Source organism: Shigella sp. SIG6 (assembly GCF_053555815.1).
In genome coordinates, this window is sequence record NZ_JBQZXC010000003.1 from 65,192 (window position 1) to 88,236 (window position 23,045).

17 protein-coding genes and 3 pseudogenes are annotated in these 23,045 nt (G+C 52.3%); 15 read left to right on the forward strand and 5 right to left on the reverse strand.

Annotated elements, in window-relative coordinates; translation table 11 throughout:
* Positions 1 to 8 precede the first annotated feature (8 nt).
* From hyfD to focB, 9 genes and pseudogenes are all read left to right on the forward strand, one after another.
* Positions 9 to 1,439, forward strand: a complete 1,431-nt coding sequence (gene hyfD / locus ACUU1M_RS01330; protein WP_199882171.1) for a hydrogenase 4 subunit HyfD — start codon at positions 9 to 11, stop codon at positions 1,437 to 1,439.
* A 20-nt stretch (positions 1,440 to 1,459) separates the two neighbouring features.
* A complete protein-coding gene (hyfE, locus tag ACUU1M_RS01335) occupies positions 1,460 to 2,110 on the forward strand; it encodes a hydrogenase 4 membrane subunit (RefSeq protein ID WP_000147987.1) in 651 nt (216 codons plus the stop codon).
* 4 nt (positions 2,111 to 2,114) lie between these two features.
* A complete protein-coding gene (gene hyfF / locus ACUU1M_RS01340; RefSeq protein ID WP_000122552.1) occupies positions 2,115 to 3,695 on the forward strand; it encodes a hydrogenase 4 subunit F in 1,581 nt (526 codons plus the stop codon).
* Positions 3,685 to 5,399, forward strand: a pseudogene (gene hyfG / locus ACUU1M_RS01345) (hydrogenase 4 catalytic subunit HyfG). The gene hyfF and the pseudogene hyfG overlap by 11 nt, the downstream one beginning before the upstream one ends.
* 9 nt (positions 5,400 to 5,408) lie before the next feature.
* Positions 5,409 to 5,954, forward strand: a complete 546-nt coding sequence (gene hyfH / locus ACUU1M_RS01350; protein WP_000916052.1) for a hydrogenase 4 subunit H — start codon at positions 5,409 to 5,411, stop codon at positions 5,952 to 5,954.
* Entirely contained in the window at positions 5,951 to 6,709 is a 759-nt protein-coding gene (hyfI, locus tag ACUU1M_RS01355; protein WP_000075574.1) for a hydrogenase 4 catalytic subunit HyfI, read from the forward strand. The genes hyfH and hyfI overlap by 4 nt, the downstream gene beginning before the upstream one ends.
* Positions 6,702 to 7,115, forward strand: coding sequence for a hydrogenase 4 assembly chaperone HyfJ (hyfJ, locus tag ACUU1M_RS01360; protein ID WP_000133937.1), 414 nt, complete (start codon positions 6,702 to 6,704; stop codon positions 7,113 to 7,115). The genes hyfI and hyfJ overlap by 8 nt, the downstream gene beginning before the upstream one ends.
* A 29-nt stretch (positions 7,116 to 7,144) precedes the next feature.
* Positions 7,145 to 9,157, forward strand: a complete 2,013-nt coding sequence (gene hyfR, locus ACUU1M_RS01365; protein ID WP_001251532.1) for a DNA-binding transcriptional regulator HyfR — start codon at positions 7,145 to 7,147, stop codon at positions 9,155 to 9,157.
* Positions 9,158 to 9,178: 21 nt separating this feature from the next.
* Positions 9,179 to 10,027 (forward strand): annotated as a pseudogene (gene focB, locus ACUU1M_RS01370) (formate transporter FocB).
* Between the two features lie 37 nt (positions 10,028 to 10,064).
* On the opposite strand, the gene ACUU1M_RS01375 reads toward focB, so the two are convergent.
* Positions 10,065 to 11,126 carry an AI-2E family transporter gene (locus tag ACUU1M_RS01375; protein ID WP_000892044.1) on the reverse strand — a complete coding sequence of 354 codons (1,062 nt, stop codon included), beginning with the start codon at positions 11,124 to 11,126 and terminating at the stop codon, positions 10,065 to 10,067.
* A 212-nt stretch (positions 11,127 to 11,338) separates the two neighbouring features.
* Between ACUU1M_RS01375 and bepA the strand changes: the two genes are divergently transcribed.
* Together bepA and arsC are read left to right on the forward strand one after the other, a co-directional pair.
* Complete coding sequence (gene bepA / locus ACUU1M_RS01380; RefSeq protein ID WP_061892896.1) at positions 11,339 to 12,802, forward strand: beta-barrel assembly-enhancing protease; 1,464 nt, start codon at positions 11,339 to 11,341, stop codon at positions 12,800 to 12,802.
* 20 nt (positions 12,803 to 12,822) lie between these two features.
* A complete protein-coding gene (arsC, locus tag ACUU1M_RS01385; RefSeq protein ID WP_000166449.1) occupies positions 12,823 to 13,182 on the forward strand; it encodes an arsenate reductase (glutaredoxin) in 360 nt (119 codons plus the stop codon).
* Positions 13,183 to 13,314: 132 nt separating this feature from the next.
* On the opposite strand, the gene ACUU1M_RS01390 is transcribed toward arsC, so the two are convergent.
* The 3 genes from ACUU1M_RS01390 to upp all read right to left on the reverse strand — a co-directional run bounded on the left by ACUU1M_RS01390 (position 13,315) and on the right by upp (position 16,112).
* On the reverse strand, positions 13,315 to 14,016 hold the full coding sequence (locus ACUU1M_RS01390; protein WP_001307333.1) for a DnaA inactivator Hda: 702 nt from the start codon (positions 14,014 to 14,016) through the stop codon (positions 13,315 to 13,317).
* A 94-nt stretch (positions 14,017 to 14,110) separates the two neighbouring features.
* Entirely contained in the window at positions 14,111 to 15,400 is a 1,290-nt protein-coding gene (gene uraA, locus ACUU1M_RS01395; protein WP_024260870.1) for a uracil permease, read from the reverse strand.
* Positions 15,401 to 15,485: 85 nt separating this feature from the next.
* A complete protein-coding gene (upp, locus tag ACUU1M_RS01400; protein ID WP_001295473.1) occupies positions 15,486 to 16,112 on the reverse strand; it encodes a uracil phosphoribosyltransferase in 627 nt (208 codons plus the stop codon).
* Between the two features lie 324 nt (positions 16,113 to 16,436).
* Here upp and purM point away from each other — a divergent pair, with 324 nt between their 5' ends.
* The 4 genes from purM (at position 16,437) to ppx (ending at position 21,896) form a co-directional block, all read left to right on the forward strand.
* The gene (gene purM / locus ACUU1M_RS01405) at positions 16,437 to 17,474 is read left to right on the forward strand and encodes a phosphoribosylformylglycinamidine cyclo-ligase (RefSeq protein ID WP_001295474.1); all 1,038 of its coding nucleotides are present in this window, start codon (positions 16,437 to 16,439) and stop codon (positions 17,472 to 17,474) included.
* A complete protein-coding gene (gene purN, locus ACUU1M_RS01410) occupies positions 17,474 to 18,112 on the forward strand; it encodes a phosphoribosylglycinamide formyltransferase (protein WP_001028614.1) in 639 nt (212 codons plus the stop codon). The genes purM and purN overlap by 1 nt, the downstream gene beginning before the upstream one ends.
* A gap of 171 nt (positions 18,113 to 18,283) precedes the next feature.
* Positions 18,284 to 20,350, forward strand: coding sequence for a polyphosphate kinase 1 (gene ppk1, locus ACUU1M_RS01415; protein ID WP_000529562.1), 2,067 nt, complete (start codon positions 18,284 to 18,286; stop codon positions 20,348 to 20,350).
* Between the two features lie 4 nt (positions 20,351 to 20,354).
* Positions 20,355 to 21,896, forward strand: coding sequence for an exopolyphosphatase (gene ppx / locus ACUU1M_RS01420; protein ID WP_001121356.1), 1,542 nt, complete (start codon positions 20,355 to 20,357; stop codon positions 21,894 to 21,896).
* 38 nt (positions 21,897 to 21,934) lie between these two features.
* On the opposite strand, the pseudogene pdeF reads toward ppx, so the two are convergent.
* Positions 21,935 to 23,045, reverse strand: a pseudogene (gene pdeF, locus ACUU1M_RS01425) (cyclic-guanylate-specific phosphodiesterase PdeF); the annotation flags it as partial.

Genomic DNA, 23,045 nt, shown 5'->3' on the forward strand with positions numbered 1-23,045 from the left:
GACGGAATATGGAAAATCTTGCTCTGACGACGTTAATGCTGCCTTTTATCGGCGCACTGGTCGTTTCGTTTTCGCCACAACGTCGGGCCGCCGAATGGGGGGTTTTGTTCGCCGCGCTGACCACGCTGTGCATGTTGTCGCTGATCTCCGCGTTTTATCAGGCCGATAAAGTTGCCGTCACGTTGACGTTGGTCAACGTGGGAGATGTGGCATTGTTTGGCCTGGTCATTGATCGCGTGAGTACGCTGATTCTGTTTGTGGTGGTGTTTCTCGGTTTGCTGGTCACGATCTACTCCACGGGTTATCTGGCGGATAAAAATCGCGAACACCCGCATAACGGCACGAATCGTTATTACGCATTTTTGCTGGTGTTTATCGGCGCGATGGCGGGACTGGTACTCTCCTCGACGCTGCTCGGTCAGTTGTTGTTTTTTGAAATTACGGGCGGCTGCTCCTGGGCGTTGATCAGTTATTACCAGAGCGATAAAGCGCAGCGTTCAGCACTAAAAGCGTTGCTTATCACCCATATCGGTTCGTTGGGGTTGTATCTTGCCGCCGCCACGCTGTTTTTGCAGACCGGAACGTTTGTGCTTAGCGCGATGAGCGAGTTACATGGCGACGCACGTTATCTGGTTTATGGCGGCATCCTGTTTGCCGCGTGGGGGAAATCGGCCCAGCTACCGATGCAAGCGTGGCTACCGGACGCAATGGAAGCGCCAACACCGATCAGCGCCTATCTCCACGCCGCATCGATGGTGAAAGTGGGCGTTTACATTTTTGCCCGCGCCATTATCGACGGCGGCAATATCCCGCATGTGATTGGCGGTGTTGGCATGGTCATGGCACTGGTCACCATTCTTTATGGCTTTCTGATGTATTTGCCACAGCAGGATATGAAGCGGTTGCTGGCCTGGTCGACCATCACTCAACTTGGCTGGATGTTCTTCGGCTTGTCGCTCTCCATCTTCGGCTCGCGGCTGGCGCTGGAGGGTAGCATCGCCTACATCGTCAACCACGCGTTCGCTAAAAGCCTGTTTTTCCTTGTAGCAGGTGCGCTGAGTTACAGCTGCGGCACGCGCTTGTTGCCGCGTCTGCGTGGCGTATTGCACACCCTGCCGTTGCCAGGCGTGGGTTTCTGCGTGGCAGCGCTGGCAATTACCGGTGTGCCGCCGTTCAACGGCTTCTTCAGTAAATTCCCGCTGTTTGCCGCCGGTTTTGCGTTGTCAGTGGAGTACTGGATCCTGCTGCCCGCCATGATTCTGCTGATGATTGAATCGGTCGCCAGTTTCGCCTGGTTTATTCGCTGGTTTGGTCGCGTCGTGCCGGGCAAACCGAGCGAGGCCGTCGCCGATGCCGCACCGCTGCCAGGGTCAATGCGCCTGGTGTTGATTGTACTGATTGTGATGTCGCTGATTTCCAGCGTAATCGCCGCGACCTAGTTGCAGTAAGGAGATGATGAATGACCGGTTCTATGATCGTAAATAATCTGGCGGGACTGATGATGCTGACATCGCTGTTTGTGATTAGCGTCAAAAGCTATCGCCTGTCATGCGGATTTTACGCCTGCCAGTCGCTGGTGCTGGTGTCTATTTTCGCCACTCTCTCGTGCCTGTTCGCCGCAGAGCAACTGCTGATCTGGTCCGCCAGCGCCTTTATCACCAAAGTGCTGCTGGTACCGTTAATCATGACTTACGCTGCACGAAATATTCCCCAGAACATCCCGGAAAAAGCGTTATTCGGTCCGGCAATGATGGCACTGCTCGCGGCGTTAATTGTCCTGCTTTGCGCATTTGTCGTTCAGCCCGTGAAGCTACCGATGGCTACCGGGCTGAAACCGGCGCTGGCGGTAGCGTTAGGTCATTTTCTGCTTGGCCTGCTGTGCATTGTCAGCCAGCGCAATATCCTGCGGCAAATTTTTGGTTACTGCCTGATGGAAAACGGCTCCCATCTGGTGCTGGCGCTTCTTGCCTGGCGAGCACCGGAACTGGTGGAAATAGGTATCGCTACCGACGCCATCTTCGCCGTCATTGTGATGGTGTTACTGGCAAGAAAAATATGGCGTACCCACGGCACGCTGGACGTGAACAACTTGACCGCGCTGAAGGGATAATGAGATGAGTTATTCTGTGATGTTCGCTTTACTCCTGCTCACGCCGCTGCTTTTTTCGCTGCTCTGTTTTGCCTGCCGGAAACGGGGGCTCTCTGCGACTTGTACGGTGACTGTATTACATAGCTTAGGGATCACACTGCTGCTGATTTTGGCACTCTGGGTGGTCCAAACTGCCGCTGATGCAGGAGAAATATTCGCTGCGGGACTGTGGCTTCATATTGATGGTCTGGGCGGTTTGTTCCTCGCCATTCTTGGTGTGATTGGCTTTCTCACCGGTGTTTACTCGATTGGCTACATGCGTCATGAAGTGGCACACGGCGAGCTTTCACCCGTTACACTGTGCGATTACTACGGTTTCTTCCATCTGTTTTTGTTCACCATGCTGCTGGTTGTTACCAGCAATAACCTGATTGTGATGTGGGCGGCGATCGAAGCCACCACCTTAAGCTCGGCGTTTCTGGTAGGCATTTACGGTCAGCGTTCATCGCTGGAATCAGCATGGAAGTACATCATTATTTGTACTGTTGGTGTCGCTTTTGGTCTGTTCGGTACCGTGCTGGTATACGCCAACGCCGCCAGCGTTATGCCGCAGGCAGAAATGGCGATATTCTGGAGCGAGGTTCTTAAGCAATCGTCCTTGCTTGACCCAACATTAATGCTGTTGGCCTTTGTGTTTGTGCTAATTGGCTTTGGTACCAAAACCGGGCTATTTCCCATGCACGCCTGGCTGCCGGATGCTCACAGTGAAGCGCCGAGTCCGGTCAGCGCCCTGCTCTCCGCCGTATTGCTGAACTGCGCGCTGTTGGTGCTGATTCGCTATTACATCATTATTTGCCAGGCCATCGGCAGCGATTTCCCCAACCGGTTGTTGCTCATCTTCGGCATGTTGTCGGTTGCCGTGGCGGCATTTTTCATTCTGGTACAGCGGGACATTAAGCGTCTGCTGGCGTACTCCAGCGTGGAGAACATGGGGCTGGTCGCGGTGGCGCTAGGCATTGGCGGGCCGCTGGGAATTTTTGCCGCGCTGCTGCACACCTTAAACCACAGTCTGGCAAAAACGCTGCTGTTCTGCGGTTCCGGCAATGTACTGCTCAAGTACGGCACGCGCGATCTCAACGTCGTCTGTGGGATGCTCAAAATCATGCCATTTACCGCCGTGCTGTTTGGCGGCGGTGCGCTGGCGCTGGCAGGGATGCCGCCCTTCAACATTTTTCTTAGCGAATTTATGACCGTTACCGCAGGACTGGCACGTAATCACCTGCTGATTATCGTCCTGCTGTTATTGCTGTTAACGCTGGTACTGGCGGGCCTGGTACGGATGGCTGCGCGGGTGTTAATGGCGAAACCGCCGCAGGCCGTTAACCGGGGTGATCTCGGCTGGTTGACCACCTCGCCAATGGTGATTCTGCTGGTCATGATGCTGGCGATGGGAACGCATATTCCACAACCTGTCATCAGGATCCTGGCGGGCGCTTCCACTATAGTCCTCTCAGGGACGCACGACCTGCCTGCACAACGTAGCACCTGGCATGATTTTTTGCCTTCAGGCACCGCATCTGTTTCGGAGAAACACAGTGAACGTTAATTCATCGTCAAATCGTGGCGAAGCGATTCTCGCCGCCCTGAAAACGCAGTTCCCCGGCGCGGTGCTGGATGAAGAGCGACAAACGCCTGAACAGGTCACCATTACGGTGAAAATCAATCTGCTGCCTGACGTTGTACATTATCTTTATTATCAACATGATGGCTGGCTTCCAGTCCTGTTTGGCAACGACGAGCGGACACTTAACGGTCATTACGCGGTTTATTATGCCCTTTCAATGGAAGGGGCCGAAAAATGCTGGATCGTGGTGAAGGCACTGGTCGATGCCGACAGTCGGGAGTTTCCGTCAGTCACACCGCGCGTCCCTGCCGCGGTCTGGGGCGAGCGAGAAATTCGCGATATGTACGGGCTGATTCCGGTTGGCCTGCCGGATCAGCGTCGCCTGGTGTTGCCCGATGACTGGCCGGAAGATATGCATCCGCTGCGCAAAGATGCGATGGATTATCGACTGCGCCCTGAACCGACGACAGATTCCGAAACGTATGCGTTTATCAATGAGGGCAACAGCGATGCGCGGGTGCTCCCTGTCGGCCCGCTGCATATCACCTCCTATGAACCGGGTCACTTCCGCTTGTTTGTGGATGGCGAGCAAATTGTCGATGCTGATTACCGCCTGTTTTATGTCCATCGCGGCATGGAGAAACTGGCAGAAACGCGGATGGGCTACAACAAAGTGACCTTCTTATCGGACCGCGTGTGTGGGATTTGCGGTTTTGCCCACAGTGTGGCCTATACCAACTCGGTTGAAAATGCACTGGGGATTGAGGTGCCGCAACGAGCACATACTATTCGCTCGATTCTGCTGGAAGTCGAGCGGCTACACAGTCATTTGCTCAACCTTGGCCTCTCCTGCCATTTTGTTGGTTTTGATACCGGCTTTATGCAATTTTTCCGCGTGCGGGAACAGTCGATGACGATGGCGGAATTGCTGACCGGGTCGCGTAAAACCTACGGTCTGAATCTGATTGGTGGTGTTCGCCGCGATATTCTCAAAGAGCAACGTCTGCAAACGCTGAAACTGGTGCGCGAGATGCGCGCCGACGTGTCGGAGCTGGTAGAGATGCTGCTTGCTACGCCGAATATGGAACAACGCACTCAGGGCATTGGCATTCTCGACCGACAAATCGCCCGTGATTATAGCCCTGTAGGGCCGCTGATCCGCGCAGTGGTTTTGCCCGTGATTTGCGCTTTGATCACCCCTACGCCGACTACGGCAATATTCCAAAAACACTGTTTACCTTTACCGGCGGCGATGTTTTCTCCCGCGTGATGGTCCGTGTCAAAGAGACGTTTGATTCGCTGGCAATGCTGGAATTTGCCCTCGACAACATGCCGGATACCCCACTGCTGACCGAAGGCTTTAGCTATAAACCTCACGCATTCGCGCTGGGCTTTGTTGAAGCGCCACGCGGTGAAGACGTGCACTGGAGCATGCTCGGTGATAACCAAAAATTGTTCCGCTGGCGCTGTCGTGCCGCCACCTACGCCAACTGGCCGGTGTTGCGTTACATGCTGCGCGGCAATACCGTTTCTGACGCACCGCTGATTATCGGTAGCCTTGATCCCTGCTACTCCTGTACCGACCGTGTGACGCTGGTAGATGTGCGCAAGCGCCAGTCAAAAACCGTGCCGTATAAAGAGATCGAACGCTACGGCATTGATCGTAACCGTTCGCCGCTGAAGTAAGGACAGAAGATGCTGAAGTTACTGAAAACTATTATGCGCGCCGGAACCGCGACGGTGAAATATCCCTTCGCGCCACTGGAGGTCAGCCCAGGCTTTCGCGGGAAACCGGACCTGATGCCCAGCCAATGTATTGCCTGCGGTGCCTGCGCCTGTGCTTGTCCGGCAAATGCGCTGACTATCCAGACCGACGACCAGCAAAATTCGCGCACCTGGCAGCTCTATCTGGGGCGTTGTATTTACTGCGGACGTTGTGAAGAAGTGTGCCCGACCAGAGCCATCCAGCTTACCAATAACTTTGAACTGAGCGTCACCCATAAAGCCGATCTCTATACCCACGCGACGTTCCATCTACAACGTTGCAGCCGTTGCGAACGACCGTTTGCCCCGCAAAAAACCGTCGCACTGGCTGCTGAATTGTTGGCACAGCAACAAAATGCGCCACAAAACCGCGAAATGTTATGGGCGCAAGCGAGCGTCTACCCGGAGTGCAAACAACGCGCGACGCTGATCAACGACGATACAGATGTACCGCTGGTGGCTAAGGAGCAGCTATGAGTCCAGTGCTTACGCAATATGTCAGCCAGCCCATCACGCTGGACGAGCAAACGCAAAAGATGAAGCGGCATTTGCTACAGGATATCCGTCGCTCGGCTTACGTTTATCGCATCGATTGCGGCGGCTGCAACGCCTGTGAAATCGAAATTTTTGCTGCCATCACCCCCGTATTCGACGCAGAACGTTTTGGCATTAAGGTTGTTTCATCACCGCGTCACGCCGATATTTTGTTATTTACTGGCGCAGTCACCCGAGCGATGCGTATGCCTGCACTTCGGGCGTATGAGTCTGCCCCCGATCATAAAATCTGTGTTTCCTACGGCGCGTGCGGTGTCGGCGGCGGTATTTTCCACGATCTCTACAGCGTCTGGGGCGGCAGCGACACCATTGTCCCCATTGATGTTTGGATCCCCGGCTGCCCGCCAACACCGGCCGCCACCATTCACGGTTTCGCCGTGGCGCTCGGTTTGCTGCAACAGAAGATTCACGCGGTGGATTATCGCGATCCCACCGGGGTGACTATGCAACCGTTGTGGCCGCAGATCCCGCCATCACAGCGTATCGCCATTGAGCGAGAAGCGCGGCGGCTGGCGGGCTATCGTCAGGGGCGAGAAATTTGCGATCGGCTCCTGCGCCATTTAAGCGACGATCCTACAGGAAATCGGGTTAACACCTGGTTGCGCGATGCCGACGATCCACGTCTCAATAGTATCGTTCAGCAACTCTTTCGCGTACTCCGGGGGTTACATGACTGAAGAGTGCGGGGAAATTGTTTTCTGGACGCTGCGAAAAAAGTTTGTCGCCAGTAGCGACGAGATGCCGGAACACAGCTCTCAGGTAATGTATTACTCGCTGGCTATCGGTCATCACGTTGGCGTGATTGATTGTCTGAATGTCGCCTTCCGCTGCCCACTGACGGAATACGAAGATTGGCTTGCACTGGTCGAAGAGGAGCAAGCCCGACGTAAGATGCTGGGGGTGATGACTTTTGGTGAGATTGTTATTGACGCCAGCCACACCGCCCTGTTGACCCGGGCATTCGCACCACTGGCAGATGACGCGACGTCTGTGTGGCAAGCGCGTAGCATTCAATTCATTCATCTGTTGGATGAAATTGTGCTGGAACCGGCTATCTATCTGATGGCCAGAAAAATTGCGTGAGAAGGATTTCTCATTAATAAGGACTGTTGATGGCTATGTCAGACGAAGCGATGTTTGCCCCGCCGCAAGGAATAACAATTGAAGCGGTAAACGGAATGCTCGCGGAGCGGTTAGCGCAGAAACACGGCAAGGCGTCTTTATTACGCGCCTTCATCCCGCTGCCGCCGCCGTTCAGCCCGGTACAACTTATTGAACTGCATGTTCTCAAAAGCAACTTCTATTACCGCTACCATGATGATGGCAGCGATGTGACGGCAACAACAGAGTATCAGGGCGAGATGGTCGATTATTCGCGTCACGCCGTCCTTCTCGGCAGTAGTGGAATGGCGGAGCTACGCTTTATTCGTACCCACGGCAGCCGTTTTACTCCCCAGGATTGCACACTGTTTAACTGGCTGGCACGCATTATCACCCCGGTTCTGCAATCATGGCTCAATGATGAAGAACAGCAGGTGGCGCTGCGTTTGCTGGAGAAAGATCGCGATCATCATCGGGTACTGGTGGATATCACTAATGCAGTGCTGTCACATCTTGATCTCGACGATCTGATCGCTGACGTCGCTCGTGAGATCCATCATTTTTTCGGTCTGGCTTCAGTCAGTATGGTACTGGGCGATCATCGAAAGAACGAGAAGTTCAGCCTGTGGTGCAGCGATCTTTCTGCCTCACATTGTGCGTGTCTGCCACACAATATGCCTGGCGACAGTGTATTGCTGACACAAACGCTACAAACCCGACAACCGACCTTGACGCACCGTGCAGATGATCTGTTTCTCTGGCAACGCGACCCGTTATTACTCTTACTTGCATCTAACGGCTGCGAATCTGCGCTCCTTATACCGCTTACCTTTGGCAACCATACACCGGGTGCATTGTTGCTGGCGCATACCTCTTCCACTCTCTTTAGTGAGGAAAACTGCCAGCTACTACAACACATAGCCGATCGCATCGCTATTGCCGTTGGCAATGCCGATGCCTGCCGTAGAATGACCGATTTGCAGGAAAGTTTGCAGCAAGAAAACCACCAGCTTAGCGAGCAGCTCCTTTCGAATCTGGGCGTCGGTGACATTATCTATCAAAGCCAGGCAATGGAAGACCTGCTCCAGCAGGTAGATATTGTGGCGAAGAGCGACAGTACGGTGTTGATTTGCGGTGAAACCGGAACCGGCAAAGAGGTGATCGCCAGAGCGATCCATCAACTTAGCCCGCGACACGACAAGCCGCTGGTCAAAATCAACTGCGCTGCCATCCCCGCCAGTCTTCTGGAAAGTGAGTTATTCGGTCATGACAAAGGGGCGTTTACTGGTGCGATTAATACCCATCGTGGTCGTTTTGAAATTGCCGATGGCGGCACGTTGTTTCTCGATGAAATTGGCGATCTGCCGTTAGAACTTCAGCCTAAACTGCTGCGCGTATTGCAGGAACGGGAGATTGAGCGTCTCGGCGGGAGTAGAACGATCCCGGTAAATGTCAGAGTCATTGCCGCCACCAACCGTGATTTGTGGCAAATGGTTGAAGATCGCCAGTTTCGCAGCGATCTCTTTTATCGCCTGAATGTCTTCCCACTGGAATTGCCTCCGCTGCGCGACCGTCCGGAAGATATCCCTCTTTTAGCAAAGCATTTCACGCAAAAAATGGCGCGCCATATGAATCGTTCAATTGACGCCATCCCGACCGAGGCGCTACGCCAGTTGATGTCGTGGGACTGGCCGGGCAACGTGCGCGAGCTGGAAAACGTGATTGAGCGAGCGGTACTGCTGACTCGCGGTAACAGTCTGAATTTACATCTTAATGTCCGACAAAGCCGTTTACTGCCGACGCTAAATGAAGATTCAGCGCTTCGCAGTTCAATGGCGCAGTTGCTGCACCCGACGACGCCAGAGAATGACGAAGAAGAACGTCAGCGCATTGTTCAGGTATTGCGAGAAACCAATGGCATTGTTGCCGGGCCCCGTGGCGCGGCGACACGATTAGGGATGAAGCGCACCACGCTGCTGTCACGAATGCAGCGTCTGGGAATCTCGGTTCGCGAGGTGTTGTAATCTGCTTTTGCAGGAGTATGCATGAGAAACAAACTCTCTTTCGACTTGCAGTTGAGCGCCAGAAAAGCGGCAATCGCTGAACGGATTGCCGCCCATAAAATTGCCCGCAGTAAAGTGTCGGTCTTTTTAATGGCGATGTCCGCTGGCGTGTTTATGGCGATCGGATTTACTTTTTACCTTTCCGTTATCGCCGATGCCCCGTCTTCATAGGCATTAACCCATCTGGTGGGCGGCCTTTGCTTTACACTTGGCTTTATTTTGCTGGCGGTTTGCGGCACCAGCCTGTTCACCTCGTCGGTAATGACGGTAATGGCAAAAAGTCGGGGCGTTATTAGTTGGCGAACTTGGCTGATTAACGCACTTCTGGTGGCCTGCGGTAATCTGGCAGGTATTGCCTGTTTCAGTTTGTTAATCTGGTTTTCCGGGCTGGTGATGAGTGAAAACGCGATGTGGGGAGTCGCGATTTTACACTGCGCCGAGGGCAAAATGCATCATACATTTACTGAATCTGTCAGCCTCGGCATTATGTGCAATCTGATGGTTTGCCTGGCGCTGTGGATGAGTTATTGCGGACGTTCGTTATGCGACAAAATCGTCGCCATGATTTTGCCCATCACCCTGTTTGTCGCCAGTGGCTTTGAGCACTGTATCGCCAATTTGTTTGTGATTCCGTTCGCCATTGCCATTCGCCATTTCGCCCCTACCTCCTTCTGGCAACTGGCGCACAGTAGCGCAGACAATTTTCCGGCACTGACGGTCAGCCATTTTATTACCGCCAATCTGCTCCCGGTGATGCTGGGTAATATTATCGGCGGTGTAGTGCTGGTGAGTATTTGTTATCGGGCTATTTATTTACGTCAGGAATCCTGAAAAATCAGCCCGGCGAAACAGTTCGTCGGGCTGAAGATTATTCTTGCGCGATTTGCCCATCGGGCCAGGCGTGGATCACGGCTTTGATCAGCGTCGCCAATGGAATGGCGAAGAATACGCCCCAGAATCCCCACAAACCACCGAAGATCACCACCGATAAAATAATCACCAGCGGATGCAGGTTAACCGCTTCGGAGAACAACACCGGTACTAGCAGGTTGCCGTCCAGCGCCTGAATAATCAGATACACCGCGAAGCAGCTCCAGAATTCAGTACCTGCGCCAAACTGGAATAGCGCCACGCCAACCACCGGAATGGTCACCACAAATGCGCCAATGTACGGAATAAGAACCGAGAAGCCGACCAGCACTGCCAGCAGCAGCGAATAGTTCAGCCCGAAGAGCAAGAACCCCAGCCAGGTGGCGATCCCCACCACGATCATCTCCAGCACTTTGCCGCGGATATAGTTGGTGATTTGTTGATTCATCTCCTTCCACACCTGTCCTGCCAGCCCACGGTTACGCGGCAGCACCCGGCGAACGGCGTTCAGCATCTGCTCTTTGTCTTTCAGCAGGAAGAAGACCATCAATGGCACCAGCACCAGATAGACGGCTATGGTCAGCAAACCGACCAGCGAGGCGAGGGAAATTTTCACCACCGAATCGCCCATGGTCAGCATCCGACTGCGCATATTTTCGGCCATTGCATCAATAATGCCCGCGTCCATTAACGCCGGATAGCGGCGCGGCAACGTGGCGGCAAAGTCAGAAAGCTTATTGAGCATCCCCGGCATATCGCGGATTAAGTAGATGCCCTGTTGCCAGGCGATAGGCAGTACCACGAACGCCATCAGTAGCAATATACCGACAAAAACCACCAATACAATCGACGTCGCCCAGCGGCGGGAGCAGCCAATAGATTGCAGGCGCACGGTTGGCCATTCCAGCAAATAAGCCAGCACAATAGCCACCAGCAACGGAGCAAGCAGGCCACTAAAGAAAAAGATAATGCCAAATCCGGCAACTAAAATAACCAGCAAGGCAATCGCTTCCGGGTCGCTAAAACGGCGGCGATACCATTGCATCAACATTTCGAGCATAAAGACCTTCCCTGAACCTCAAGAGCGGGATTGCGATCCGCAATTGTATCGAAATGTCACAAAAAAGACTTCGCTTTTTATGACGGATTCAGGAAACTGAAAAGTCATTTGAGTGGGCTAATCTTCGCCGTTACACTCAAAGGCGGCGAGGTGGGAACGATATTTCACAGTATCGGTCAAATGACTATCTTCAGAAATACAGGATAGAGGTTATGTTCAGGCAGTTGAAAAAAAACCTGGTTGCAACCCTCATTGCTGCTATGACCATTGGTCAGGTAGCCCCGGCGTTTGCCGACAGCGCAGACACCTTGCCGGATATGGGAACCTCCGCAGGAAGCACGCTTTCCATTGGTCAGGAAATGCAGATGGGCGACTATTATGTCCGCCAGCTACGCGGCAGCGCGCCGTTAATTAATGACCCGCTGTTAACGCAATATATTAATTCGCTGGGGATGCGTCTGGTTTCGCATGCCAATTCGGTTAAGACACCGTTTCATTTTTTTCTGATCAACAACGACGAAATTAACGCCTTTGCTTTCTTTGGCGGCAACGTGGTGCTGCACTCTGCCCTGTTCCGTTATTCCGATAACGAAAGTCAACTGGCTTCAGTTATGGCGCACGAAATCTCCCACGTCACCCAACGTCACCTGGCGCGAGCGATGGAAGATCAACAACGCAGCGCGCCGCTGACCTGGGTCGGCGCGTTAGGTTCTATTTTACTGGCGATGGCCAGTCCGCAGGCGGGGATGGCGGCGCTGACCGGTACACTGGCGGGAACGCGCCAGGGGATGATCAGTTTCACCCAGCAAAATGAACAGGAAGCGGACCGCATTGGTATTCAGGTGCTGCAACGCTCGGGATTCGATCCACAGGCGATGCCGACCTTCCTGGAAAAATTGCTCGATCAGGCGCGTTACTCCTCGCGCCCGCCGGAAATTTTATTGACTCACCCGTTGCCGGAAAGTCGTCTGGCAGATGCCCGCAACCGTGCTAATCAGATGCGCCCGATGGTGGTGCAGTCGTCGGAAGATTTCTATCTGGCGAAAGCGCGCACACTGGGGATGTATAATTCCGGACGTAACCAGCTCACCAGTGATTTGCTGGATGAATGGGCGAAAGGAAACGTTCGTCAGCAACGAGCGGCGCAATATGGTCGTGCTTTACAGGCGATGGAAGCCAATAAATACGACGAGGCGCGTAAAACGCTGCAACCGTTACTGGCGGCAGAACCTAGCAACGCATGGTATCTCGATCTGGCTACCGATATCGATCTTGGGCAAAACAAAGCCAATGAGGCAATCAATCGCCTGAAAAATGCCCGCGATTTACGCACCAATCCGGTGTTGCAGCTCAACCTGGCGAACGCTTATCTGCAAGGCGGTCAACCACAAGAAGCGGCCAATATTCTGAATCGCTACACCTTTAATAATAAAGATGACAGCAACGGCTGGGATTTGCTGGCACAGGCGGAAGCCGCGCTAAATAACCGCGATCAGGAGCTGGCTGCGCGAGCAGAAGGTTATGCGCTCGCCGGACGACTCGATCAGGCCATTTCGCTGTTGAGTAGCGCCAGTTCGCAGGTGAAATTAGGCAGCCTGCAACAAGCGCGTTACGATGCGCGCATCGACCAGTTGCGCCAGCTGCAGGAACGCTTTAAGCCTTATACCAAGATGTAATTCGCATTAAAGGAAGAACAATGACCAAACAGGTAAAAATCTACCATAACCCACGCTGTTCAAAGAGCCGGGAAACGCTGAACCTGCTGAAAGAAAACGGCGTGGAGCCAGAAGTGGTGCTCTACCTTGAGACACCCGCCGATGCGGCAACGCTGCGCGATTTGCTGAAAATGCTGGGGATGAATAGCGCCCGTGAATTGATGCGCCAGAAAGAGGATCTTTATAAAGAACTAAACCTGGCTGACAGTTCGCTTAGCGAAGAGGCGCTGATTCAGGCAATGGTGGATAATCCGAAGCTGATGGAGCGCCCGATTGTGGTCGCGAATGGCAAAGCGCGGATTGGTCGTCCACCGGAGCAGGTACTGGAAATCGTGGGTTAAGATGTGCTCCATCGCTAGTTGAAGCACATTGCCGGATGCGACGCTTGCCACGTCTTATCCGGCCTACGAATACTATGGATTAACTTCGCGTAGGTCAGGCGTTCGCGCCGCATCCGACAATAAACACCTTATCTACAACTTCAGAATTTCTTTCACAAACGGAATGGTCAGCTTACGTTGCGCGGTAATCGACGCACGATCCAACTGATCCAACGTCATAAATAGCGTGCGCATTTCTCTGTCGAGCCGCTTCAGCAAGAAACGCCCCACATCTTCCGGCAGTTCAAAACCACGCAAACGCGCGCGTAACTGTAGCGCCTGCAACTTATCTTCATCAGAAAGTGGCTGCAATTTGTAGATCTGCCCCCAGTCGAGACGCGACGCGAGATCCGGTAATCCCAGATTCAACTGCCGCGGTGGACGATCGCCGGTGATCAACAACCGTGTTTTGCCCGATTCCAGAATTCGATTGTAGAGATCGAAAATCGCCATCTCCCACAACTCATCGCCTGCAATACACTCAATGTTGTCGATACAGACCAGCGACAAATGCTCCATACCGTCGAGCACTTCCGGAACAAACCAGGTGCGTTTATCCAGCGGGACATAGCCCACCGCATCGCCACGCTGCGACAATTCCGCGCAAGCCGCGTGCAGCAGATGGCTGCGCCCCGCGCCTTCGCGTGCCCAGAGATAGATGTAACCGCTATGTTCCTGACGCAGCACGTTTTGCAGCGCGGCCAGTAAAGAGGAGTTATCCCCCGGCCAGAAACTTGCAAAGGTTTCGTCGTCAGGAAGATAAAGTGGCAAAGAGAGCTGTGCCGGTGTGTTCAGAGATACCTCAACCAGGATTTCACAAAATCGCGAGAAGTTTACCACAGAATCCCATGATGTTTGAACCGGGCAGCAACACTGCCCGGTCGGTACATTATTTGTCTGTTATATCCGCGTCTTCTGCGTCCAGCACCACTTCTTCAGGGCGCAGCACACTGATCAGTTTGAAAATCAAACTTAAGCCGATACCGACGATGGTCGCCAGCGCCATACCTTTTAACTCCGCCGCGCCGATGTTTACCTTCGCGCCACTGACGCCGATGATCAAAATCACGGAAGTCAGGATCAGGTTCTGTGCTTTGTTGTAATCCACTTTCGATTCGATCAAAACACGAATACCGGAAGCACCAATGACACCATAAAGCAGCAGCGAAACGCCGCCCATCACCGGCAATGGGATCATCTGGATAGCGGCAGCCAGTTTACCGACGCAGGAAAGCAGGATAGCGAAAATCGCCGCCCCGCCGATAACCCAAGTACTGTAAACACGGGTGATCGCCATCACGCCAATGTTTTCTCCGTAAGTGGTATTTGGCGTAGAGCCAAAGAAGCCGGAGATCACGGTCGACAGGCCGTTAGCAAACATCGAACGGTGCAGACCTGGATCGCGCAGCAGATCTTTTTTGACGATATTAGCCGTTACTACCAGGTGCCCTACGTGTTCGGCAATAACCACTAACGCCGCTGGCAGAATAGTCAGAATGGCAAACCACTCGAAGCGCGGCGTATAGAGGGTTGGCAGTGCAAACCAGTGAGCATTAATAATCGGCGTGGTATCGACAATTCCCATTGCGAAAGAGAGCGCGTACCCCACCAGCACGCCAATTAAAATCGGGATAATTGCCAGGAAACCACGAAACAGCACGGAACCTAAAACCGTGACCGCCAGGGTGGTAATAGAGATGATGATGGTTTTGGAGTTTGGCGTTTGCCCTTCAGCCGGGAGTAAACCCGCCATACCGGCAGCTACGCCCGCCAGCTCCAGACCGATGACGGCAACGATTGCGCCCATTGCCGCAGGTGGAAACAGCACGTCCAACCAGCCGGTCCCCGCTTTCTTCACGATAAAAGAAACCAGGCAGAACAGCACGCCGCACATAATAAAGCCGCCCAGCGCGACTTCATACCCTAACGGCAACAGTAACAATACCGGTGAAATAAAGGCAAAGCTGGAACCAAGATAAGCCGGAATTTTCCCTTTACAGATGAAGAGATACAGCTGCGTTCCAATACCGTTAAATAACAGTACAGTCGCCGGGTTAATATGAAATAAGACGGGCACCAGGACGGTTGCACCAAACATGGCGAACAAATGTTGCAAACTAAGCGGGATTGTCTGTAAAAGTGGCGGTCTTTCACTCACCCCGATAGCACGGCGCGTCATAGTATTATCCTCTGTATTATGTGTTATAGGCGCTTTACTCAAAAAAAAGCCGACTCTTAAAGTCGGCTTTAATTATTTTTATTCTTTATTTCGTACCAAAGATTTTGTCACCGGCATCGCCGAGGCCCGGAATAATGTATCCGTGCTCGTTCAGTCCCTGGTCAATCGATGCAGTATACAGTTCGACGTCCGGGTGCGCTTTTTCCAGCGCAGCGATACCTTCTGGCGCAGCGACCAGCACCAGAACTTTGATGCTGCTGCAGCCCGCTTTTTTCAGCAGGTCGATGGTCGCGATAACGGAACCACCGGTTGCCAGCATTGGGTCAACGATCAGCGCCATACGCTCATCGATGTTAGAAACCAGTTTCTGGAAGTACGGTACCGGCTCCAGCGTTTCTTCATTACGGTACATACCGACAACGCTGATGCGCGCGCTCGGAACGTTTTCCAGCACACCGTCCATCATACCAAGACCCGCACGCAGAATTGGCACAACGGTAATTTTCTTACCTTTGATCTGGTCGATTTCTACCGGGCCGTTCCAGCCTTCGATAGTTACTTTTTCCGTTTCGAGGTCGGCGGTCGCTTCGTAAGTCAGCAGGCTACCCACTTCGGAAGCGAGTTCGCGAAAGCGCTTGGTGCTGATATCTTGCTCACGCATCAGTCCCAGCTTGTGTTTGACGAGTGGGTGTTTGACTTCCACGATCTTCATACTCTTTCTCCTTTGAGGGGCAGCCACAAAAAAAATCGACGGATTATACCTCCTTTCTTCAAGGCGGCAATATTATTTTCGTTGACTTTAGTCAAAATGATAACAGTTTGAGATAAAGTTATTTTATATTCAAATGGTTATGAAAGAAGATTATTCCATCCGAAAACTAACCTTTGCCCTGGCACAAGTCTTCTTTCGCCGCGCGCCCGGGGAAAAGACGTGCAAAAAGGTTGTGTAAAACAGTCTCGCAAACGTTTGCCTTCCCTGTTAGAATTGCGCCGAATTTTATTTTTCTACCGCAAGTAACGCGTGGGGACCCAAGCAGTGACCGATAAAACCTCTCTTAGCTACAAAGATGCCGGTGTTGATATTGACGCGGGTAATGCTCTGGTTGGAAGAATCAAAGGCGTAGTGAAGAAAACGCGTCGTCCGGAAGTGATGGGCGGTCTGGGCGGCTTCGGTGCGCTGTGTGCATTGCCGCAAAAATATCGTGAACCCGTGCTGGTTTCCGGCACTGACGGCGTAGGTACCAAGCTGCGTCTGGCAATGGACTTAAAACGTCACGACACCATTGGTATTGATCTGGTCGCCATGTGCGTTAATGACCTGGTGGTGCAAGGTGCGGAACCGCTGTTTTTCCTCGACTATTACGCAACCGGAAAACTGGATGTTGATACCGCTTCAGCGGTGATCAGCGGCATCGCAGAAGGTTGTCTGCAATCGGGCTGTTCTCTGGTGGGTGGCGAAACGGCAGAAATGCCGGGGATGTATCACGGTGAAGATTACGATGTCGCGGGTTTCTGCGTGGGCGTGGTAGAAAAATCAGAAATCATCGACGGCTCTAAAGTCAGCGACGGCGATGTGCTGATTGCACTCGGTTCCAGCGGTCCGCACTCGAACGGCTATTCGCTGGTGCGCAAAATTCTTGAAGTCAGCGGTTGTGATCCGCAAACCACCGAACTTGATGGTAAGCCATTAGCCGATCATCTGCTGGCACCGACCCGCATTTACGTGAAGTCAGTGCTGGAGTTGATTGAAAAGGTCGATGTGCATGCCATTGCGCACCTGACCGGCGGCGGCTTCTGGGAAAACATTCCGCGCGTATTGCCAGATAATACCCAGGCAGTGATTGATGAATCTTCCTGGCAGTGGCCGGAAGTGTTCAACTGGCTGCAAACGGCAGGTAACGTTGAGCGCCATGAAATGTATCGCACCTTCAACTGCGGCGTCGGGATGATTATCGCCCTGCCTGCTCCGGAAGTGGACAAAGCCCTCGCCCTGCTAAATGCCAACGGTGAAAACGCGTGGAAAATCGGTATCATCAAAGCCTCTGATTCCGAACAACGCGTGGTTATCGAATAATGAATATTGTGGTGCTTATTTCCGGCAACGGAAGTAATTTACAGGCAATTATTGACGCCTGTAAAACCAACAAAATTAAAGGCACCGTACGGGCAGTTTTCAGCAATAAGGCCGACGCGTTCGGCCTTGAACGCGCCCGCCAGGCGGGTATTGCAACGCATACGCTCATCGCCAGCGCGTTTGACAGTCGTGAAGCCTATGACCGGGAGTTGATTCATGAAATCGACATGTACGCACCCGATGTGGTCGTGCTGGCTGGTTTTATGCGCATTCTCAGCCCGGCGTTTGTCTCCCACTATGCCGGGCGTTTGCTGAACATTCACCCTTCTCTGCTGCCGAAATATCCCGGATTACACACCCATCGTCAGGCGCTGGAAAATGGCGATGAAGAGCACGGTACATCGGTGCATTTCGTCACCGATGAACTGGACGGTGGCCCGGTTATTTTACAGGCGAAAGTCCCGGTATTTGCTGGTGATACGGAAGATGACATCACCGCCCGCGTGCAAACCCAGGAACACGCTATTTATCCACTGGTGATTAGCTGGTTTGCCGATGGTCGTCTGAAAATGCACGAAAACGCCGCGTGGCTGGATGGTCAACGTCTGCCGCCGCAGGGCTACGCTGCCGACGAGTAATGCCCCCGTAGTTAAAGCGCCAGCTCTGCCGCTGGCGTTTTTCAATTCACCTGTAAATCGCAAGCTCCAGCAGTTTTTTTCCCCCTTTTCTGGCATAGTTGGACATCTGCCAATATTGCTCGCCATAATATCCAAGCAGTGTCCCGTGAATAAAACGGAGTAAAAGTGGTAATGGGTCAGGAAAAGCTATACATCGAAAAAGAGCTCAGTTGGTTATCGTTCAATGAACGCGTGCTTCAGGAAGCGGCGGACAAATCTAACCCGCTGATTGAAAGGATGCGTTTCCTGGGGATCTATTCCAATAACCTTGATGAGTTCTATAAAGTCCGCTTCGCTGAACTGAAGCGACGCATCATTATTAGCGAAGAACAAGGCTCCAACGCTCATTCCCGCCATTTACTGGGCAAAATTCAGTCCCGGGTGCTGAAAGCCGATCAGGAATTCGACGGCCTCTACAACGAGCTATTGCTGGAGATGGCGCGCAACCAGATCTTCCTGATTAATGAACGCCAGCTCTCCGTCAATCAACAAAACTGGCTGCGTCATTATTTTAAGCAGTATCTGCGTCAGCACATTACGCCGATTTTAATCAATCCTGACACTGACTTAGTGCAGTTCCTGAAAGATGATTACACCTATCTGGCGGTGGAAATTATCCGTAGCGATAGCATCCGTTACGCGCTGCTGGAGATCCCATCAGATAAAGTGCCGCGCTTTGTGAATTTACCGCCAGAAGCGCCGCGTCGACGCAAGCCGATGATTCTTCTGGATAATATTCTGCGTTACTGCCTTGATGATATTTTCAAAGGCTTCTTTGATTATGACGCGCTGAATGCCTATTCAATGAAGATGACCCGCGATGCCGAATACGATTTAGTGCATGAGATGGAAGCCAGCCTGATGGAGTTGATGTCTTCCAGTCTCAAGCAGCGTTTAACTGCTGAGCCGGTGCGTTTTGTTTATCAGCGCGATATGCCCAATGCGCTGGTTGAAGTGTTACGCGAAAAACTGACTATTTCCCGCTACGACTCCATCGTCCCCGGCGGTCGTTATCATAATTTTAAAGACTTTATTAATTTCCCCAATGTCGGCAAAGCCAATCTGGTGAACAAACCACTGCCGCGTTTACGCCATATTTGGTTTGATAAAGCCCAGTTCCGCAATGGTTTTGATGCCATTCGCGAACGCGATGTGTTGCTCTATTATCCTTATCACACCTTTGAGCATGTGCTGGAACTGCTGCGTCAGGCTTCGTTCGACCCGAGCGTACTGGCGATTAAAATTAACATTTACCGCGTGGCGAAAGATTCACGCATCATCGACTCGATGATCCACGCCGCACATAACGGTAAGAAAGTCACTGTGGTGGTTGAGTTACAGGCGCGTTTCGACGAAGAAGCCAACATTCACTGGGCGAAGCGCCTGACCGAAGCAGGCGTGCACGTTATCTTCTCTGCGCCGGGGCTGAAAATTCACGCCAAACTGTTCCTGATTTCACGTAAAGAAAACGGTGAAGTGGTCCGTTACGCACACATCGGGACCGGGAACTTTAACGAAAAAACCGCGCGTCTTTATACTGACTATTCGTTGCTGACCGCAGATGCGCGTATCACCAACGAAGTACGGCGGGTATTTAACTTTATTGAAAACCCATACCGCCCGGTGACATTTGATTATTTAATGGTGTCACCGCAAAACTCTCGCCGTCTGTTATATGAAATGGTAGACCGCGAAATCGCCAACGCGCAGCAAGGGCTGCCCAGTGGTATCACCCTGAAGCTAAATAACCTTGTCGATAAAGGCCTGGTTGATCGTCTGTATGCGGCCTCCAGCTCCGGCGTACCGGTTAATCTGCTGGTTCGCGGAATGTGTTCGCTGATCCCCAATCTGGAAGGCATTAGCGACAACATTCGTGCCATCAGTATTGTTGACCGTTACCTTGAACATGACCGGGTTTATATTTTTGAAAATGGCAGCGATAAAAAGGTCTACCTTTCTTCCGCCGACTGGATGACGCGCAATATTGATTATCGTATTGAAGTGGCGACACCGCTGCTCGATCCGCGCCTGAAGCAGCGGGTGCTGGACATCATCGACATATTGTTCAGCGATACGGTCAAAGCACGTTATATCGATAAAGAACTCAGTAATCGCTACGTTCCCCGCGGCAATCGCCGCAAAGTACGGGCGCAGTTGGCGATTTACGACTACATCAAATCACTCGAACAACCTGAATAACCCTATGCCAATACACGATAAATCCCCTCGTCCGCAGGAGTTTGCTGCGGTCGATCTTGGTTCAAACAGTTTTCACATGGTCATAGCCCGTGTGGTAGATGGTGCCATGCAGATTATTGGCCGCCTGAAACAGCGGGTGCATCTGGCGGACGGCCTGGGGCCAGATAATATGTTGAGTGAAGAGGCAATGACGCGCGGTTTGAACTGTCTGTCGCTGTTTGCCGAACGGCTACAAGGGTTTTCTCCTGCCAGCGTCTGTATAGTCGGCACCCATACGCTGCGTCAGGCGCTGAACGCCACTGACTTTCTGAAACGCGCGGAAAAGGTCATTCCCTACCCGATTGAAATTATTTCCGGTAATGAAGAAGCCCGTCTGATTTTTATGGGCGTGGAACATACCCAACCGGAAAAAGGTCGCAAACTGGTTATTGATATTGGCGGCGGATCTACGGAACTGGTGATTGGTGAAAATTTCGAACCTATTCTCGTTGAAAGCCGCCGGATGGGTTGTGTCAGCTTTGCCCAGCTTTATTTTCCTGGCGGGGTCATCAATAAAGAGAATTTTCAGCGCGCTCGCATGGCGGCAGCACAAAAACTGGAAACTTTAACCTGGCAATTCCGTATTCAGGGCTGGAACGTTGCAATGGGCGCTTCCGGTACCATAAAAGCCGCCCATGAAGTGTTAATGGAAATGGGCGAGAAAGACGGGATAATTACCCCGGAACGTCTGGAAAAACTGGTAAAAGAAATTTTACGTCACCGTAATTTCGCATCGCTGAGTTTACCGGGTCTTTCCGAAGAGCGGAAAACAGTCTTCGTTCCTGGACTGGCGATTTTATTTGGTGTGTTTGATGCTTTAGCCATCCGTGAACTGCGCCTTTCTGACGGGGCGTTACGCGAAGGCGTACTGTATGAAATGGAAGGACGTTTCCGTCATCAGGATGTGCGTAGTCGCACCGCCAGCAGCCTCGCCAACCAGTATCACATAGACAGCGAACAGGCCCGACGAGTGCTGGATACCACTATGCAAATGTACGAACAGTGGCGGGAACAGCAACCGAAGCTGGCGCATCCGCAACTGGAGGCGCTACTGCGATGGGCCGCCATGCTGCATGAGGTCGGGTTGAATATCAACCACAGCGGTTTGCATCGCCACTCCGCTTATATTCTGCAAAACAGTGACTTGCCGGGTTTTAATCAGGAACAGCAGCTGATGATGGCGACACTAGTGCGCTATCACCGTAAAGCGATTAAGCTCGACGATCTGCCGCGCTTTACCTTGTTTAAGAAGAAACAGTTCCTGCCACTGATACAGCTATTGCGCCTTGGCGTATTACTAAACAATCAACGTCAGGCAACCACCACACCGCCAACATTGACACTGATTACTGATGACAGTCACTGGACACTGCGTTTCCCGCATGACTGGTTTAGTCAGAATGCGCTGGTACTGCTTGATCTGGAAAAGGAGCAAGAATACTGGGAAGGCGTGGCTGGCTGGCGGTTGAAAATTGAAGAAGAAAGTACCCCAGAAATCGCCGCTTAATGCTTTGCGGGCCGACGAGAAATGTCGGCCCGCATTATTCAGGCACTTTCGCGAATGGGTTCGATTTCATTCAGCGTATCAATTAACGGTTGCGGCTTACCAATAAGATAACCCTGCATATAATCGATCCCCAAAGAGAGCACCGCCTCGCGGATCTCTTCGTTTTCAACGTACTCTGCCACTACCCGCATTTTCTTCATTCGCGCCAGATGGCAAATCGACGCCACAATCTGATAATCCAGACTATTTGACACAATATTGCGGATAAAGCTGCCGTCAATTTTAAGCAGATCGGCATTCACATTTTTAAGCCGTGCATAGCTGGCGTAGCCGGTGCCGAAATCATCAATCGCAATCTGGCAGCCTAATTCCTGAAGATGCTGCAAGGTGATTTGCGCCTGCTTAACATTGGTCAGAGCATTACTTTCGGTGACTTCAAAAATAAGTTGCCACGCTTCAATCTGATATTTAGCCAGCAACTGACTGACTTCAACAGGAAAACGAGCCTGACATACCGAGGTTGGAGACAGATTAATAGCAAAACGGTGAGCGGGCATCTTCGCTCTGTTTTCAGCCATAAATTGCAGCGTATGCTCAATGACCCACATGTCGATACTCGACGATAAACCAAATTCGTGCGCGACCGGCAAGAAGCTATCGGGGCCGATCAGTTCATCATTCTCACCTTTCATGCGCAGAAGAATTTCATGGTAAACATCACCACGCATACCGGTAATCGGCTGGGCCATCAGGAAAAAATGGTTGTGTTCCAGCGCCTGCTGTAGTCGATTCATCATCGCGACTTTATCTTTCAATTCGCGTTGCAAATACATTGCCCCGCAACGCTGCATATTTTCCGGGGCGTTGGTCACGATGGAAAGTTCGGCGACCGTATTTAGCTCTCCCAGCAGCAGGTAGATATGATTCACTGGCGAGCGCACATAGCAGTAACTGACGCCAATCTGCGGTTGCATCGGCATCCCATCCCAAAAGAAACGAAATTGCTTGAGATGACTATCCAGTGCGGTAATGCGTTCCTGGTGCGATTCTGTATTCAGTCGCAGCGCGAGATCGTTACCCGAAAGCTGATAAACATCTTCACCCGGTTCCAGCAAGGGTGACAGCCAGTGAGAAAGTTTTTGCTTGTAT

Coding starts and splice junctions, on each gene's coding strand:
- bepA (WP_061892896.1), top strand. CDS start 11,339: ATGTTCAGGCAGTTGAAAAAAAACCTGGTTGCAACCCTCATTGCTGCT.
- purN (WP_001028614.1), top strand. CDS start 17,474: ATGAATATTGTGGTGCTTATTTCCGGCAACGGAAGTAATTTACAGGCA.
- ACUU1M_RS01375 (WP_000892044.1), bottom strand. CDS start 11,126: ATGCTCGAAATGTTGATGCAATGGTATCGCCGCCGTTTTAGCGACCCG.
- hyfE (WP_000147987.1), top strand. CDS start 1,460: ATGACCGGTTCTATGATCGTAAATAATCTGGCGGGACTGATGATGCTG.
- upp (WP_001295473.1), bottom strand. CDS start 16,112: ATGAAGATCGTGGAAGTCAAACACCCACTCGTCAAACACAAGCTGGGA.
- hyfI (WP_000075574.1), top strand. CDS start 5,951: ATGAGTCCAGTGCTTACGCAATATGTCAGCCAGCCCATCACGCTGGAC.
- ppx (WP_001121356.1), top strand. CDS start 20,355: ATGCCAATACACGATAAATCCCCTCGTCCGCAGGAGTTTGCTGCGGTC.
- hyfH (WP_000916052.1), top strand. CDS start 5,409: ATGCTGAAGTTACTGAAAACTATTATGCGCGCCGGAACCGCGACGGTG.
- arsC (WP_000166449.1), top strand. CDS start 12,823: ATGACCAAACAGGTAAAAATCTACCATAACCCACGCTGTTCAAAGAGC.
- hyfD (WP_199882171.1), top strand. CDS start 9: ATGGAAAATCTTGCTCTGACGACGTTAATGCTGCCTTTTATCGGCGCA.
- hyfF (WP_000122552.1), top strand. CDS start 2,115: ATGAGTTATTCTGTGATGTTCGCTTTACTCCTGCTCACGCCGCTGCTT.
- hyfR (WP_001251532.1), top strand. CDS start 7,145: ATGGCTATGTCAGACGAAGCGATGTTTGCCCCGCCGCAAGGAATAACA.
- uraA (WP_024260870.1), bottom strand. CDS start 15,400: ATGACGCGCCGTGCTATCGGGGTGAGTGAAAGACCGCCACTTTTACAG.
- ppk1 (WP_000529562.1), top strand. CDS start 18,284: ATGGGTCAGGAAAAGCTATACATCGAAAAAGAGCTCAGTTGGTTATCG.
- hyfJ (WP_000133937.1), top strand. CDS start 6,702: ATGACTGAAGAGTGCGGGGAAATTGTTTTCTGGACGCTGCGAAAAAAG.